Here is a 13457-nt window from a genome sequence, read left to right as displayed (position 1 = left end):
GATAGAGGGTCATGTCCGCCCGTCCGACGCGTATTCAGCCGCCGGTGGTGAACTGGTCGCCCGTCACGGTGACCTTCCGGCCGTCCGCTGTGTCGGTCGAGGTGCTGCTCAGGCAGCTGCCGGACGCGGGGTCGGTGACGGTGGGGAGGCTTCCGGTGTATGTGTTCCCGCCCTCCGTCCCGACGGGTGTGCCGTAGGTGACGGTGACCTGCTGCGAGCAGCCCGCCGTCAGGTACGGCTCGATGAACCCCTGGTCGGCGGGCTTGAACCGGCCGGACGCGACGGGAAGCCTGAAGCTGCCGATGTGCGCGACGCCGGCCCCGGTCTCGGTGTCGACGACTTCGCCGTTCATCAGCTGCGTCGTACCGTCGTCGCTCACCCGCGAGAGCTTGACGGCATACATCGTGCCCTTCGTGTACGGGAATTGGACGGCGCAGCTGACGCCCGCGCCGCCGTCGGCGCCGTACTTGCAGTGACTGTCCGTGGTGGTGGCGTTGGCGTTGAAGGAGCTGAAGACGGCCTGGAGGGTGGGCTTTCCGTCGACGGCGGGCTTCGGCTGGAAGCCCGCGTACGGCCGGGTCCCGCTCTCCAGGGTCGTGTAGTACGCGAAGTAGATGCCGGACGCGTCGGGGGCCGACTCGAACGACATCGGCAGGGTCAGCTCGGTGACGGGCGTCGGTGCGCCCGTCGTCCAGCGGACGGTGGGCGTCGAGGCCCAACTCTCGCCCGCCGCACCCATGGTGAGCAGTACGGCGGCTGCGGCGGCTGTGGCCAGACGGAGCGGATTCATCGTCTCTCCTCGTACTCGGTGGCGTGCGGGCTGCGCGACAGCATGTAAGCGTTTGCTATGCACTCGCAAGAGGGCTCGGAATGTTTCTGTCTTTTACTATGGCTGCGGCGATTTGGCGGGTAGTAACCGCTCACATGGGGAGGGCGGGTCGCACGCCCCGTACCGGCACACGAAAGGCGAGAAGTCCGTGGACACGAGCCAGGCCCGGCACACCGACGGCGACCTCACGGTCCGTAAGGGAGGGGCCGAGTTCATCGACCGCCTCGCTCCCCTGTGGCTCGCGCTGCACGCCCATCACCAGTCCGTGCAGCCCGGGTTCACCTACTTTCCCGACGAGGACTCCTGGGAGCTGCGCCGCGACCGCTACCGGCGCTGGATCCTCGACGAGGGCTCGTTCGTACTGCTCGCCGAACGGGACGGGCAGCCCGTCGGGTACGCCTTCGTACAGATCGAGGAAGGCCCGGACGACACCTGGGTGACCGGCGCCCGCATCGCCGAGCTCCAGTCGCTGTCCGTCCTGCCGGCCGAGCGCGGCCACGGCACAGGCACCCTCCTGCTCGACCTGGTCGACGCCGAACTGGACCGCATGGGCGTCACCGACCTGCTCATCGGCACCCTGGCCGCAAACACGGGGGCGCAGCGCCTGTACGAACGCCGGGGCCTGCGGCCGGTGTTGGTGTACTACGCCCGGTTCGCCGCCGCCGACGCGAAGCCGGCGTAGGAGCTCATCCCTCGCTTGGCCGCGCCCGCACGTGGAGCCGCTCGCCCTGAGGGCCGAACAGGGAGAGGAACTCGACCGGGTACGTACCGGCGTTGGCGAAGCCGTGCGGGGTGCGTGTGTCGAATTCGGCGGCCTCACCGGCCGTGAGGACGAGATCGTGGTCACCAAGGGCCAGGTGCAGGCGGCCGGTGAGCACGTAGAGCCACTCGTAGCCCTCGTGCGTGTTCTGCTCGGGCCGCACACCTTCGCCGAGTTCGCGCACCGGCATGATCTGTTTGTAGGCGTGCAGACCGCCCAGGTGCCGGGTCAGCGGGATGTAGGTGTGGCCGTTGCGGGTGATGGGGCGCGGGTGGATCCGCGGGTCGCCGGTGCCGGGTGCGCCGACCAGCTCGTCGAGCGCCACGTGGTGGGCCTTGGCCAGCGGCAGCAGCAGTTCGAGCGTGGGCTTGCGCTGCCCGGACTCCAGGCGCGAGAGGGTGCTCAGCGAGATGCCGGTCTGCTCGCTCAGCCGGGCCAGGGTCGTCCCGCGCTCGTGCCGCAGGGCCCGCAACCGAGGCCCCACGCCGGCCAGCACCGGGGTGAACTCGTCGTCACTCATGCCTCGATTTTGCTCTTACGGCAAATAACTTTGTCAACCGGGACGGAACCGGCGCAGGCTCGGTACCGAACGGAGGCACTCCCATGAGCAATGAGCTGAGCGAGCAGACGGAGCCGATGATGAGCGTTGACCCTTCGCGTGACGAGCGGCGCTACGACGTCGTGGTGATCGGCGGTGGCGCCGCCGGGCTGAGCGGGGCCCTGACCCTGGGGCGGGCGCGCCGCTCGGTCCTCGTGATCGACGCGGGCGAGCCGCGCAACGCCCCGGCCGACGGCGTGCACAACTACCTCGGCCGCGAGGGCACACCTCCCGGCGAGCTCGTGGCCACCGGCCGCGACGAGGTGCGCCAGTACGGCGGGGAGATCGTGACGGGCCGCGTCGTCACGGCCGAGCGGGACGGCGACGACTTCCGGGTCGTGCTCGACGACGGCGACGCCGTGCGCGCCGCCCGGATCCTGGTCACGACGGGTCTGGTGGACGAGCTGCCGCAGGTGCCGGGCCTCGCCGGACTGTGGGGTTCGGACGTCCTGCACTGCCCGTACTGCCACGGCTGGGAGGCCCGGGACCAGGTGGTCGGCGTCCTCGGTACGGGACCGGCCGCGGTGCACCAGGCCCTGATGTGGCGGCAGTGGAGCGAGAGCGTCACCCTCTTCCTGCACACCGCGCCCGAGCCCACCGACGAGGAGTACGAACAGCTCGCCGCCCGCGGGATCAGCGTGGTCGACGGCACGGTGACCGCGCTGGAGTGCGAGAACGGCCGGCTGGCCGGAGCCCGCCTGGAGCGCGGCACGTTCGTGCCGCTCCGGACCCTGGTGGTCGCGCCCCGGTTCACCGCGCGCGCCGGGTTCCTCGCCTCCTTGGGGCTCGAACTGTCCGAGCAGGAGCTGAACGGCATGGTCATCGGCATGCGCGTCCCCGCCGGTCCCACCGGCCAGACGGCGGTTCCCGGGGTGTGGGCGGCGGGCAACGTCACCGAGCTGACCGAGCAGGTGATCGGCTCGGCCGCCGCGGGACTGCGCGCGGCGGCGGCCATCAATGCCGATCTGGTGGCGGAGGAGACCCGTGCCGCCGTCGAGGCGCGGCGCGCCGACTTCTCCGGGTTCTCGCCGGAGGCCGAACGCCAGGTGTGCGAGCGGGTTCTGGGCACCCGGCGTCACGGCCTGTGACGCGGAGGGTCTTCCCTGAGCCGTGAGGCCCTGAGCCGCGCGCCGGCGCGGTGGGGCCCATGTCCCTTCGTCCTGGTCATAGGGCGAGCATGCGCTCGGTCAGATGGGCGGCCACGTCGGTGTCCGCGGCGAGGACGACGCGGCAGCGGGCGCCGGGCTGGTCCGGGAAGCCCTGGTGGGCGCCGCGCAGGTCGCAGATGGTCTGGCCGCGGCCGGGTCCGTCGGTGTCGTCCACGGTCACGTGCACGCGGGGGGCGATGCTCGCCACGACGCCGCCGGTGGCGACGGCGGCGGCCAGCGGGTCGTGCGCGGCGCAGCAGGGGCGGCCGAACGTCTGGACGTAGAAGGCGAAGTAGACGTCGAGCATCTCGCCGAGTGCGCGCGCCATGGGGCGTTCCGACTCCAGGAGCTGCGTGCGGTGCGACTCCTCCAGGGTGTGCGAGAGGGTCACGTCGAGGGGGACGAGGGTGATGTCCCACGGCGCGCCGAGGACCGCGTTGGCCGCTTCGGGGTCGTTGTAGATGTTCGCCTCGGCGACGGGCGTGACGTTCCCGGAGACGAGTCCGGCGCCGCCCATGATGGTGATGTCCTGTACCAGGGCCGGGAGTTCGGGGTCGAGCTTGAGGGCGGCCGCGATGTTCGTGAGGGGGCCGGTGGTCAGGAGCCGCAGGCGGCCCTCGTGGGCGCGGGCCAGGCGGACGATCATCTCGGGTCCGCTCTCGGCCTCGGGGGCGGCCTGGGCGTCGGCCACTTCGATGTCACCGATGCCGTTCACGCCGTGGATGTGGGGCACGCCGCCGGGGAAGGTGCCGGCGAGCGGGTCGTGCTCGCCGACGGCGACGGGTATCTCGGGCCGTCCGGCCAGTTCGAGGAGCGCGAGGGTGTTGCGGGCGGCCTGCGTCGAGTCGACGTTGCCGCTGACCGTGCCGATGCCGACGAGGGAGATCTCGGGCGAGGCCAGGAGGTAGGCCAGGGCCATCGAGTCGTCGATGCCGGTGTCGCAGTCGAAGTAGAGCGGCTGCGGTGCGTTGTTCATGGGGTTCTCGACTTCCTCGTGCACGTGCGGGTTCGTGTTCCGGGAGGCCAGGGTGTCAGGAGTGGCCGGTGGGGACGTCGGGGTTTCACTACGTGGTCGGTGCGGGGCGCCGCGATGCGGAGGCTGTCCCGAGGGCGAGGACGGCGATGGCGAGGACTCGCCGGGGAGCGCGTCCGCGTCAGGGACGTCAGCCACCGCCCATCCCGCCCTGTGCCGCCACCATCGTCATGCGGAGACCGCCGACCGCCTTGCCCAGGCCGGGGGCCACGGCGTCGAGCCGTGCCGTCAATTCCCCGATGCGGTCCTTGCGGGCGTGGGCATCCGATCGGGAGACGACCGACCGGATGCCGCCGGCGGCGGCCAGGGCCACCAGCGCGGCGTCGGCGGGCGCGATCCGCGCGGCCGGCTCGATGCCGTGCAGAAGCCCGGCCGCCGTGGCCTGGAGCGAGGTGACCGCGGAGGCGTCCCGCACCGTCACCTCACGGCGGGACCGGCCGAAAGACGTCTTCTCCTCGACCGCGAGGACTCCCTCGGCGACGAGCCTGTCCTCGACCGCGTGCAGCGTCTCCTTGCGGTCGTGCCTGATCCAGGACTTCCAGCCGCGCCGGGCGCTTGCGACATGGCTGAGCGTCAGGTCGAGGACCGGGTCCCCGGTCGGTCCCGGCGTCGCGACCGACACATCGCCTCCGGAGGCGACGAGGTTCCCCCGGATCGCCAGCTCGGCCAGGACGGCGGCCCGGATCAGGAACCCGGTCCTCGTGCGGTCGTAGAGGCCGTGGGCGGAGGTGTCGTAGGCCATGAGATAGGTCCGGCCGTACAGAGTCTGCGTCATGGCGTCGACGCTACGGCGATCACGACCGTGAGTGATCCGCCCAGTGGGTGGAGCGGTGCCGGGCCCAGCCGGCGAGCCGGCCGGGCGCGCGTCCTGAAGGGCGCGTCACGCCACCGGGGTCGCCGGCGGACGTCAGGCGTTCTCCTTGACGTAGGCCTCGAGGCAGTCGGCGAGCTCTATCGGGTGACTCAGTGCCGCCAGATGGCCGCCCGGCACCTCGTCGGGGGTGATGCCCAGCCGGTCCTCCGCCACCCGGCGCTGGAAGTCGGCGGGGAAGAAGCGGTCGTCGCGGCCGGTCACCACCCGCGTCTCCACCGCCGGCCACACGTCGAGGGTGAACGGCGTGGCGAAGGCCGCCGCGGACTCGTCCTGGTCGTGCTCCGCCGACGCGTCGATCAGCGTCTGCGACAGGTCGTGCAGGAAGTACGTCTCCAGGTCGGTCTCCGCGTCGGGGTCGCGGCCCGCACGCACGTCGTTCGCGCGGCGGGCCTCTTCATGACCGGTGTGGGCCCACCACTCCCCCGGGGTCTCGCCGGGCCGCGGGATCATCCCGTTGACGAGTACGAGGAGCGACACGGGCAGGCGCGGGCACACCAGCGGCGCGGTGAACCCGCCGAGGGACTGCCCCACGACCACCAGGTCGGTCCGGTCACCGACCGCGTCGACAACCGTGTCCACGTACTCCGGAAGACCTGCCCGGGCGTCGTCTCCGGGCAGGTCCACGGAGACGACGTCCCGTCCCCGGCGCATCAGCTCGTCACCGACCCCGTGCCAGTACCAGGCCGAGCCGCCGGCTCCAGGGATCAACACGTACGTGGTCATGGTGCACCCTCCACGATGGGACCGTCCGTCTTCTGTGTGACCGTCGTGCGCACGACGGTCCTCATCTCTGACTCTCGGTCCCCGCGGAACTCACCGCATGTCGGCGGGCCGGTCCTTGGATGTGAACGGGAAGCGGCGGCGGAAGTCGTCGGCCGCGTCCTCCAGGGTGCAGAAGGACACTCCCTCGTGGCCGGAGACATAGGCGATGAAGCGCTCCAGCATCAGCAGCACCTGGGGGCGACCCGAGACGTCCGGGTGCAGCGTCACGGGGATGACCGCGTAGTCGAGCTCGCGGTGGACCCAGTCGAACTGGTCCTTCCAGTCCTGTTCGAGCGCGCGCGGCGACACGTAGCCGTGGCTGTTGTGGGAGTGCTTGTTGAACATCATGGGCGGCAGGTCGTCCACGTACCAGTTGCCGCAGAACTCGACGAGGTCGACCTCGTGGCCGTGGATGAGGGGCTTCATCCAGTCCTTCGCCTCACCGGAGTAGTCGATCTTCGTCCAGGAGTCGCCGACGCGGGCGTAGAAGGGGGTGAAGTCACGGTAGTTCTGCGAGTGGTCGTAGGAGAAGCCGTACTTGTGGAGCAGCGCGGCGGTCGACTCGGACATCTCCCACCAGGGCGCGACGTAGCCCTTGGGCCTGCGGCCGGTGAACTGCTCGATCAGTTCGACGGACTTCGCGAGGACGTCCTCCTCCTGCTGGGGGGACATCACGATGGGGTTCTCGTGGCTGTAGCCGTGCGCGCCGATCTCGTGGCCCGCCTCGACGATCATTCGGGTCTGCTCGGGGAACGTCTCGATCGAGTGACCGGGTATGAACCACGACGTGCGGATGCCGTGGCGTTCGAACAGCTTGAGCAGGCGCGGGGTGCCGATCTCTCCGGCGAAGACGCCGCGCTGGATGTCGTTCGGGGAGTCCTCGCCGCCGTAACTGCCGAGCCAGCCGGCGACGGCGTCGACGTCGACTCCGAGGGCGATCTTGATGTCCTTCATGGGGGTGGCTCCTAGGTCACAGGGCGGTGCGGATGCGGGTGACGGCGTCGTCGAGGGCGGCGGTGTCGGTGGGCGTCCAGTCGCGTTCGGCCAGGCTGTGGACGGAGATCCAGCCGGTCATGGCTGAGCCGGTCTCCACGGGGGCGAGCATCTGGGCCCGTACTCCGTAGACGTCGATGAGGGCCTGCGGCGGGTGCGGGTCCGCGTGGAAGCGGGGCTGGACCAGCGGCCTCCGATGGCGTTCGAGCCACGCGACGGTGTTCAGGTTGCGCTGATCGAGTGAGGCGTCGCGGCGGATCGGGCGCACGCCGGGGCGCAGCGCCTCTCCGGCGGTGAGGTCGACGTGGAGGCCGAGTTCGGGCAGGTCGACGCGGAACGTGGTGCGGTCGGCGCCGGTGGCGGCGAGGAGGCCGGTGAGGGTGTCCTGGATCAGGGCCCGCAGGCTGCCCGAGCGGAGCAGGTCGCCGTGGCCGGTGAGGCGGGGCGCGGCGCCCGCGAGGTCGAGGGCCTTCCAGAGGGTGACGGCGACCGAGTCCAACACCGGTGTGCGCAGGGTCTGTTCGAGCCGTTCGGCCTCTCCGGCGCCGCGGACGTTCGTGCAGAGGACGGCGACGGCGTGCGTGTCTTCCTCGGCGGCCCGCTCGATCTGCCGGGCGATGTCGGTGGCGGGGATACGGGCGAAGGCCTCGTTGTCGTCCTCGCCGAACGGCTCCGCGAAGGAACAGGTGATCCCCTCCTTCGCGTACGTGTCGACGATCCGCTCGCACACGTCCCGGGTGTAGGGCAGCGCGAGTCCGAGCCGCGTGACGCCGTACGCGGCGCAGGCGTCGAGGAGGGCGAGCGTGGAGGTGGTGGCGGGGATGCCGGTCTCGGCGGTGATCGCGGCGGCGAGTGCGCGGTCGCGCTCGATGCCGAGCCAGGAGCCCGACGTGCCGTTCCACGCGATGACATCGACCTTGGCGTCGGCGAGCTGTCGGGCCGCGGCCAGCATCGGGCCGGGGTCGAACTGGGCGTCGCTGTCCCCGTCCAGGGCTATCCGGGTGACCGGGACGCGCGCGAAGTGGGCGGTCGCGGCGGCCGTGCCGTGCAGGAGGGCATAGGTCTCCGGCTCCAGGGCGGTGTTGGACGACGGGGTCAGCATCCCGAGGCGGGGTGGCGTGTGACTGGTCATCGGGTGGCGAGCCTCCTGGAGTAGTCGATGACGAGGGACGAGACGGTGAACAGGACGCCGGCGCCGACGAAGTAGAGCAGGGCCCAGGTGTAGGAGCCGGTGCCGCCGACGATGAATCCCACGGCGATGGGCGTGACGATTCCGGCGATGTTGCCGGAGAGGTTCATGGCGGCGCCGACGACGCCCGCGTTGGCCCGGCCGCCGAGGATCGAGGGCAGGGACCAGTAGAGGCCGGCCCAGCGCAGGAAGAAGAGCACGCCGGAGAGCAGCGCGACCGCGGTGAGGGCGTCGGGCACGAGGACGACACCGAGGAGCCCGGCGACGACGGCGGCGCCGGCGATGCCCATCAGGGTGCGCATCACGCGGTTGGCCCCGGCGCCGGTGGCCTGCCAGCGGTCGGAGATCCAGCCGCCGGTCAGCTCGCCCACGAAGCCCGCGCCGAAGATGGCGAGGGTGGACCAGCCGATGGTCTTGATGTCGAAGCCCTTGGTCTCCGAGAGGTAGAGCGGGCCCCAGGTGAGGATGCCGTAGAAGACGCCGTTGAAGCCCATCCAGCCCAGGCACATGCCCCAGAACGAGCGGTACTTGAGATAGGCGCCGAGGCGGGCGCGCCGGTCGGTGCCGGCCGCGGCGTCCTCGGCGGCGTGGGCGCGGTCGATGTAGTCGACCTCCGCCGCGTTGACGCGTCGGTGGGCGCGCGGGGTGTCGCGCAGGAACCACAGGGCGAAGAAGCCGATGGCCGCGGTGAGGACACCGGCGACGACGAAGCTGATGCGCCAGCTGCCGGTCCAGGCGATGAGTCCGGAGATGGCGATGCCGCCGAGCGCGGAGCCGAGGGGTGCGCCGCCGTCCATGAGGACGGCGCCCCGGCCGCGTTCCTTCGCGGGCAGCCAGTTGGCGTTGAGTTTGCCGCCGGCGGGCATGACCGGTGCCTCTACGGCGCCGAGGAGCAGACGGAACCCGAGGAGGGAGCCGACGCCGGTGGCCGCGCCGGTGAGTCCGGTCGCGACGCCCCATCCGACGCAGGCGCCACCGGCCATGTAGCGGGGCCCGAAGCGGTCGATGAGCCAGCCGCTGGGGATCTGCATGAGCGCGTACGTCCAGAAGAACGCGCTGAGGACGAAGCCGGTGACCTCTTTGGAGAGGTGGAGGTCCTCGGTGATGAGGGGCAGGGCCACGGAGACGGAACCGCGGTCGATGTAGTTCAGGGCCACGACGGCCAGCAGAAGGACGAACACTTTCCAGCGGGTGCGGGTGGGCCGGGCGGCGGGGACGGGCCCCGCATCGGCCCCGGTTCTTTCATCTGTGCTGTGTACGGGGTTGACCTGCGACATGGCGGACCCTCGATTCGGCAGACTTCGGGTACGTGCTGACGTGCAACTTCCGCGCTATGGCATACCAAACAATGAAGGGAACCCCACGGCCTCGTCAAGCGTTTGGTATACCGTAAGGGCAACTTTTCGGGGAGGACACATGACACAGGGCCAGGCCCGGGACACCACGTCCCAGGGCGGGACGGGGTGGCTGCGCGACCAGGTCTGCGAGGGGATCCGCGACCAGATCATCGGCGGCACACTCAAGCCGGGCGACCGCCTCGTCGAGCGGGATGTGGCCGAGGAGTTCGGCGTCTCCCGCATCCCGGTGCGCGAGGCCATCCGCATCCTGATGAGCGAGGGTTTCCTCCAGGCCCTGTCCCCGCGGCGCATCGTCGTCAAGGAGCTGTCGCGCCAGGACGTGGCCAACCTTTTCGACCTGCGCGAGGCGCTTGAGGTCCTGGCGGCGCGCCGGGCCGCCGAGAACGCGGACGAGGCTCAACTCCGCCAGATGCAGCGACTGCTGGAGACCGCCCGCAAGGCCACGCTCGCCGGGCGCCCCGAGCGCGTGTCGCGCGCCAACACCGCGTTCCACCACCACATCGTCGAGACGGCGGGCAACGAACTCCTCGCCGCGACCCTCGAACCCCTGGAGGGCCGGCTGCGCTGGCTGTTCCACCAGATCGACGACCCCACGTCGGTATGGGAGGAGCACCGGCGCCTGTACGAGACGATCGCCGCGGCAGATCCCGAGGCGGCGGCCGCGTGCGCGCTGCGGCACGTGCGCCATTACAGGGAGGTGGCGCTGCGCCTCCTGTTCGACGCGCCCGACACCTACTGAGCCCCGAGCCCCAGCGGCCACCGAAGGGATCACGGCGCCACCCGCCCGAACGCGGCGGAAACGCAAAGGACTTGAGCCTCGGCGAGGTGGCGGCCGACGATGTGCGGCCCGAGGGTCAGGCCGTCCCGCGGGCTCGCGGTCAGTGTCCCGCGAGCAGCTTCACCCCCACCACGCCGGCCCCGATCACCGCGTCGACCGCGGCCGCCAGGCTCGAGGCGAGGAGCCCGCCGCCCATCCGGCGGCCACCCTCGAAGCCCCAGGCGGCGATGCCCGCGATGCCCGCGCCGGCCGCGATCCACAGGGCGGTGTCGAGGTCGAGGGCGCCTGCCGCGGACAGCGCGTCCATCGCGAGCGGGCCGGCCGCGGACGAAAGGAGAGGGCTGCTGACGTACAGCATGTGCCGCACCTCGGCGCGCCCCGGGAACCGCTTGTGCACGACGCGGTGCGCCTGCACGTCCGCGACCAGCGTGGCCAGCCACAGGCCGACCGCGGTGCCCGTCACATAGGCGGCAGCGGTCCAGTGCTCCGCGTGCGGGCTCTGCGCGAGGCCCACGACCACCGCGAGCATCGTGATGGCGGCGTAGATGCGCTCCTTGAGGCGCTCACGCAGGGTGTTGAGCAACTCCCCTTTTTTCTCCACATTCACAGCCATGCGCGAACAATAAATGCAGCGCCCGCCGGGAGATCACTCCCGACGGGCGCTGCACCGGTGTCCGTCCCGATCCGTCCTACGGCTTGCGCGCCACCGCGCCGTAGATTCCGCCGTTCTCCGTGGGCGGGACGTCCGTGTCCCGGAACCACTCCGTCGCCGTCACGAGGCCGGGCTCCACGAGTTCGAGCCCCTCGAAGAAGCGGCCGACCTCGTCCCGCGAACGGAACCCGAGCTCGATCCCGCCCTTCGCGTACTCGGCCGTCACCTGCGCGGACAGCTCCGGGAAGATGTCGGACGACGCATGCGACAGCACGAGGTAACTGCCGGAGGGCAGCGCTTCCACCAGGGTGGAGACGATGTCGTACGGCTCCTGGTCCCCGGGCAGGAAGTGCATGAGCGCGATGAGCGAGAGCGCGACCGGCCGGTCGAAGTCGAGCAGCTTGCGGGCGTGGTCGAGGATCTCGCGGGGCGCCCGTACATCACCCTGGACGTAGTCGGTCATGCCCTCGGGGCTGCTGACCAGCAGGGCCTCGGCGTGCCGCAGCACGATGGGGTCGTTGTCCGTGTAGACGACGCGCGACTCCGGGCGGATCCGCTGGACGATCTGGTGCAGGTTCGGCGCGGTCGGGATCCCGGTGCCGATGTCGAGGAACTGGCCGACACCGGTGCCCGCCAGCCACGCGACGGCACGGTGCATGAACTCACGGTTCTGGCGCGCCCCGTCCCGTGCCTCGGGCGGCAGTTGCTCCCCCACCGCCTCGTCGACGGGGTAGTTGTCCTTGCCGCCGAGAAGATAGTCGTAGACACGGGCGGGGTGGGGCTTGCTGGTGTCTATCCGGGGGCTGGGTGATGTCTCTGCCGTCATGGCCACGCAGTCTGCCACAGCAACTCGCTTGTCAGTACGGATGGTTGGCGGTTGACCTGCGGTCGGTCAGCTCACATTGAGCGATGTGTCGTCGATGACGAACGACGTCTGGAGCATGGACCCTTCCGTGCCGGTCAGCTTCACGGTCACCGACTGCCCCGCGTACGCGCCCAGGTCGAAGGTCTTGAGCGCGTAGCCCGAGGCCGCGTTCAGGTTGGAGTAGGTGCCGAGCGTCGAAAGGACGGTGCCGCCGCTGTTGAGGACCTGCACCTTGAGCGTGTCGTACGCCGTGGTGGTGGTGGTCTCGGCCGTGTCGATGTGGAGGTGGAGACTGAGGGTGGCGGCGCAGCCGGTCGGGATGTTCACCGCCTGCGACAAGGTGTCCGTGTGGGCGGAGCCGTAGCCGCCGAGCCACGCCTTGTAGGTGCCGGTGCGCGCGGGTTCACCGGTGTCGTCGGTGATGACACCGCTGGTGGCGGTCCAGCTGGTGCCGCCCGATTCGAAGCCCGGGTTGCCGAGGAGCTGGGCGGCCGTGCAGGTGCCTCCGCCGCCACTGCTGCCGGTGGCTCCGGAGAGCCACTCGGTGGCGTTCAGGGCGAGCGGCGCGTTCGTGCCGGCGGGGTCGTTCCAGCCGTCGTAGAGCGTGTTGCCGGACTGGCCCGTGCCGTCGTCGATCGGGGAGCTGTCGCCCCAGAAGGCGACACGGCCGCTGCCGAACGTACTGGTGGCGAAGAAGGCGCCCGTGTTGCCTGAATATCCGGTGCGGTAGACGAGGCCCTTGACCGCGGGGTTGTCGCCCGGCTTGAGCGTGGCCGTGGTGCCGCTGCGGATGATGCTGCCGCCGACCTTGCCGAACGACCCGTTGATGACGGGGTCGGTGGTGGAGGTGATGGCCTTGGGGTTGTCGGTGCTGATGCTCAGCGTGTCGACGGAGAAGCCGAACGGGTCCGTGGAGTCGACGGAGTTGTCGGTCATGAGGTCGTTGATGACCTCGACCGCGTCGTTGCCGTCGTTGTTGCGGTCCGCGCCGGTGTGGTCGGAGATCAGGAAGAGGCCGCCGCCGTTCTGGACGAACTTCATGACGGCGGTCTTCTCCGCCGCGCTGAGCAGCACGTTCGGCTCGGGCAGCACGAACGTGTCGAAGTTCTTGAGGTCCAGTGCCGACGAGGTCCCGTACGTGATGGTGTTGCCGGACGGCAGCGTCTTGAGCGCGTAGTCGCCGGTCTTCTGGAGGCCCACGCCCCATGCGGAGAGCGCGCCCGTCCAGTCGTTCTCGGCGGACGGGGTCGCGTCCTGGCCGAGCGGGTCGGGCTGGCTGGTGCCGACGATCCAGTCGGCGTTGCCGGCCGTCTCGGCCTTGGTGTTGTCGAAGAGCACGCGGTGGGGCGTCGCGGCGGCGGCGGGGGTGGCGGCCGAACCGGCCGTGACACCGGCGAGAAGCATCCCGAACACGCCCGCCGCGCACGCGACGCGGCGGCGGGTCCGTGTAGATCTGAGCATCCGTCATACCTCCGTGAGGGGTGAGGAGAAGGCGGTGCGGGCGCCGAGTCTGCGCGCGTAGAACGTCGGCCGTGAGTGGGGAAGGCCACGCATCATTGAACAGTACATGGCAACTTGGGGCTCGGACAGATGACGCGTCACGCCTCGCCGGTGCTAT

14 protein-coding genes are annotated in these 13457 nt (G+C 70.6%); 3 read left to right on the top strand and 11 right to left on the bottom strand.

Features of this window, described 5'->3' with window-relative positions; translation table 11 throughout:
- Positions 1-34 precede the first annotated feature (34 nt).
- Positions 35-790 (bottom strand): hypothetical protein, encoded by a 756-nt coding sequence (locus ACZ67T_RS19060; RefSeq protein WP_469985350.1) that lies wholly within the window; start codon positions 788-790, stop codon positions 35-37.
- A gap of 187 nt (positions 791-977) precedes the next feature.
- Between ACZ67T_RS19060 and ACZ67T_RS19055 the strand changes: the two genes are divergently transcribed.
- Entirely contained in the window at positions 978-1511 is a 534-nt protein-coding gene (locus ACZ67T_RS19055) for a GNAT family N-acetyltransferase (RefSeq protein WP_469985349.1), read from the top strand.
- 4 nt (positions 1512-1515) lie between these two features.
- Here ACZ67T_RS19055 and ACZ67T_RS19050 read toward each other — a convergent pair whose 3' ends face one another.
- The gene (locus ACZ67T_RS19050; RefSeq protein WP_469985347.1) at positions 1516-2109 is read right to left on the bottom strand and encodes a helix-turn-helix domain-containing protein; all 594 of its coding nucleotides are present in this window, start codon (positions 2107-2109) and stop codon (positions 1516-1518) included.
- A 116-nt stretch (positions 2110-2225) separates the two neighbouring features.
- On the opposite strand from ACZ67T_RS19050, the gene ACZ67T_RS19045 reads away from it, so the two are divergent.
- The gene (locus ACZ67T_RS19045; protein WP_469985527.1) at positions 2226-3275 is read left to right on the top strand and encodes an NAD(P)/FAD-dependent oxidoreductase; all 1050 of its coding nucleotides are present in this window, start codon (positions 2226-2228) and stop codon (positions 3273-3275) included.
- A 76-nt stretch (positions 3276-3351) separates the two neighbouring features.
- Here the strand turns inward: ACZ67T_RS19045 and ACZ67T_RS19040 are convergent, their stop codons facing one another.
- From ACZ67T_RS19040 to ACZ67T_RS19015, 6 genes are all read right to left on the bottom strand, one after another.
- Positions 3352-4311: a nucleoside hydrolase gene (locus tag ACZ67T_RS19040; RefSeq protein ID WP_469985345.1), complete on the bottom strand. Its 960-nt coding sequence runs from the start codon at positions 4309-4311 to the stop codon at positions 3352-3354.
- A gap of 187 nt (positions 4312-4498) precedes the next feature.
- Positions 4499-5143, bottom strand: coding sequence for a GOLPH3/VPS74 family protein (locus tag ACZ67T_RS19035; protein ID WP_469985343.1), 645 nt, complete (start codon positions 5141-5143; stop codon positions 4499-4501).
- Positions 5144-5275: 132 nt separating this feature from the next.
- Positions 5276-5965, bottom strand: a complete 690-nt coding sequence (locus tag ACZ67T_RS19030; RefSeq protein WP_469985341.1) for an alpha/beta fold hydrolase — start codon at positions 5963-5965, stop codon at positions 5276-5278.
- Between the two features lie 90 nt (positions 5966-6055).
- Complete coding sequence (locus tag ACZ67T_RS19025; RefSeq protein ID WP_469985339.1) at positions 6056-6958, bottom strand: polysaccharide deacetylase family protein; 903 nt, start codon at positions 6956-6958, stop codon at positions 6056-6058.
- A gap of 16 nt (positions 6959-6974) precedes the next feature.
- On the bottom strand, positions 6975-8129 hold the full coding sequence (locus ACZ67T_RS19020; RefSeq protein ID WP_469985337.1) for a maleate cis-trans isomerase family protein: 1155 nt from the start codon (positions 8127-8129) through the stop codon (positions 6975-6977).
- Entirely contained in the window at positions 8126-9367 is a 1242-nt protein-coding gene (locus tag ACZ67T_RS19015) for an MFS transporter (protein WP_469985335.1), read from the bottom strand. Before ACZ67T_RS19015 ends, ACZ67T_RS19020 begins: the two co-directional genes overlap by 4 nt.
- 235 nt (positions 9368-9602) lie before the next feature.
- Between ACZ67T_RS19015 and ACZ67T_RS19010 the strand changes: the two genes are divergently transcribed.
- Positions 9603-10283 carry a GntR family transcriptional regulator gene (locus ACZ67T_RS19010; protein WP_469985333.1) on the top strand — a complete coding sequence of 227 codons (681 nt, stop codon included), beginning with the start codon at positions 9603-9605 and terminating at the stop codon, positions 10281-10283.
- A 139-nt stretch (positions 10284-10422) separates the two neighbouring features.
- On the opposite strand, the gene ACZ67T_RS19005 is transcribed toward ACZ67T_RS19010, so the two are convergent.
- The 3 genes from ACZ67T_RS19005 to ACZ67T_RS18995 form a co-directional block, all read right to left on the bottom strand.
- Positions 10423-10935: a hypothetical protein gene (locus tag ACZ67T_RS19005; RefSeq protein ID WP_469985332.1), complete on the bottom strand. Its 513-nt coding sequence runs from the start codon at positions 10933-10935 to the stop codon at positions 10423-10425.
- 76 nt (positions 10936-11011) lie between these two features.
- Entirely contained in the window at positions 11012-11800 is a 789-nt protein-coding gene (locus ACZ67T_RS19000) for an SAM-dependent methyltransferase (RefSeq protein WP_469985330.1), read from the bottom strand.
- Positions 11801-11866: 66 nt separating this feature from the next.
- Positions 11867-13300, bottom strand: coding sequence for a hydrolase (locus tag ACZ67T_RS18995; protein WP_469985329.1), 1434 nt, complete (start codon positions 13298-13300; stop codon positions 11867-11869).
- Positions 13301-13457: the final 157 nt, after the last annotated feature.

The sequence above is a fragment of the Streptomyces sp. NPDC107517 genome (assembly GCF_055582645.1).
Note: the sequence above shows the minus strand (reverse complement) of the source record. Positions and strands in the feature narration are given on the sequence as shown.

Coding starts and splice junctions, on each gene's coding strand:
- ACZ67T_RS19060 (WP_469985350.1), bottom strand. CDS start 790: ATGAATCCGCTCCGTCTGGCCACAGCCGCCGCAGCCGCCGTACTGCTC.
- ACZ67T_RS19050 (WP_469985347.1), bottom strand. CDS start 2,109: ATGAGTGACGACGAGTTCACCCCGGTGCTGGCCGGCGTGGGGCCTCGG.
- ACZ67T_RS19045 (WP_469985527.1), top strand. CDS start 2,226: ATGATGAGCGTTGACCCTTCGCGTGACGAGCGGCGCTACGACGTCGTG.
- ACZ67T_RS19040 (WP_469985345.1), bottom strand. CDS start 4,311: ATGAACAACGCACCGCAGCCGCTCTACTTCGACTGCGACACCGGCATC.
- ACZ67T_RS19035 (WP_469985343.1), bottom strand. CDS start 5,143: ATGACGCAGACTCTGTACGGCCGGACCTATCTCATGGCCTACGACACC.
- ACZ67T_RS19030 (WP_469985341.1), bottom strand. CDS start 5,965: ATGACCACGTACGTGTTGATCCCTGGAGCCGGCGGCTCGGCCTGGTAC.
- ACZ67T_RS19025 (WP_469985339.1), bottom strand. CDS start 6,958: ATGAAGGACATCAAGATCGCCCTCGGAGTCGACGTCGACGCCGTCGCC.
- ACZ67T_RS19020 (WP_469985337.1), bottom strand. CDS start 8,129: ATGACCAGTCACACGCCACCCCGCCTCGGGATGCTGACCCCGTCGTCC.
- ACZ67T_RS19010 (WP_469985333.1), top strand. CDS start 9,603: ATGACACAGGGCCAGGCCCGGGACACCACGTCCCAGGGCGGGACGGGG.
- ACZ67T_RS19005 (WP_469985332.1), bottom strand. CDS start 10,935: ATGGCTGTGAATGTGGAGAAAAAAGGGGAGTTGCTCAACACCCTGCGT.
- ACZ67T_RS19000 (WP_469985330.1), bottom strand. CDS start 11,800: ATGACGGCAGAGACATCACCCAGCCCCCGGATAGACACCAGCAAGCCC.
- ACZ67T_RS18995 (WP_469985329.1), bottom strand. CDS start 13,300: ATGCTCAGATCTACACGGACCCGCCGCCGCGTCGCGTGCGCGGCGGGC.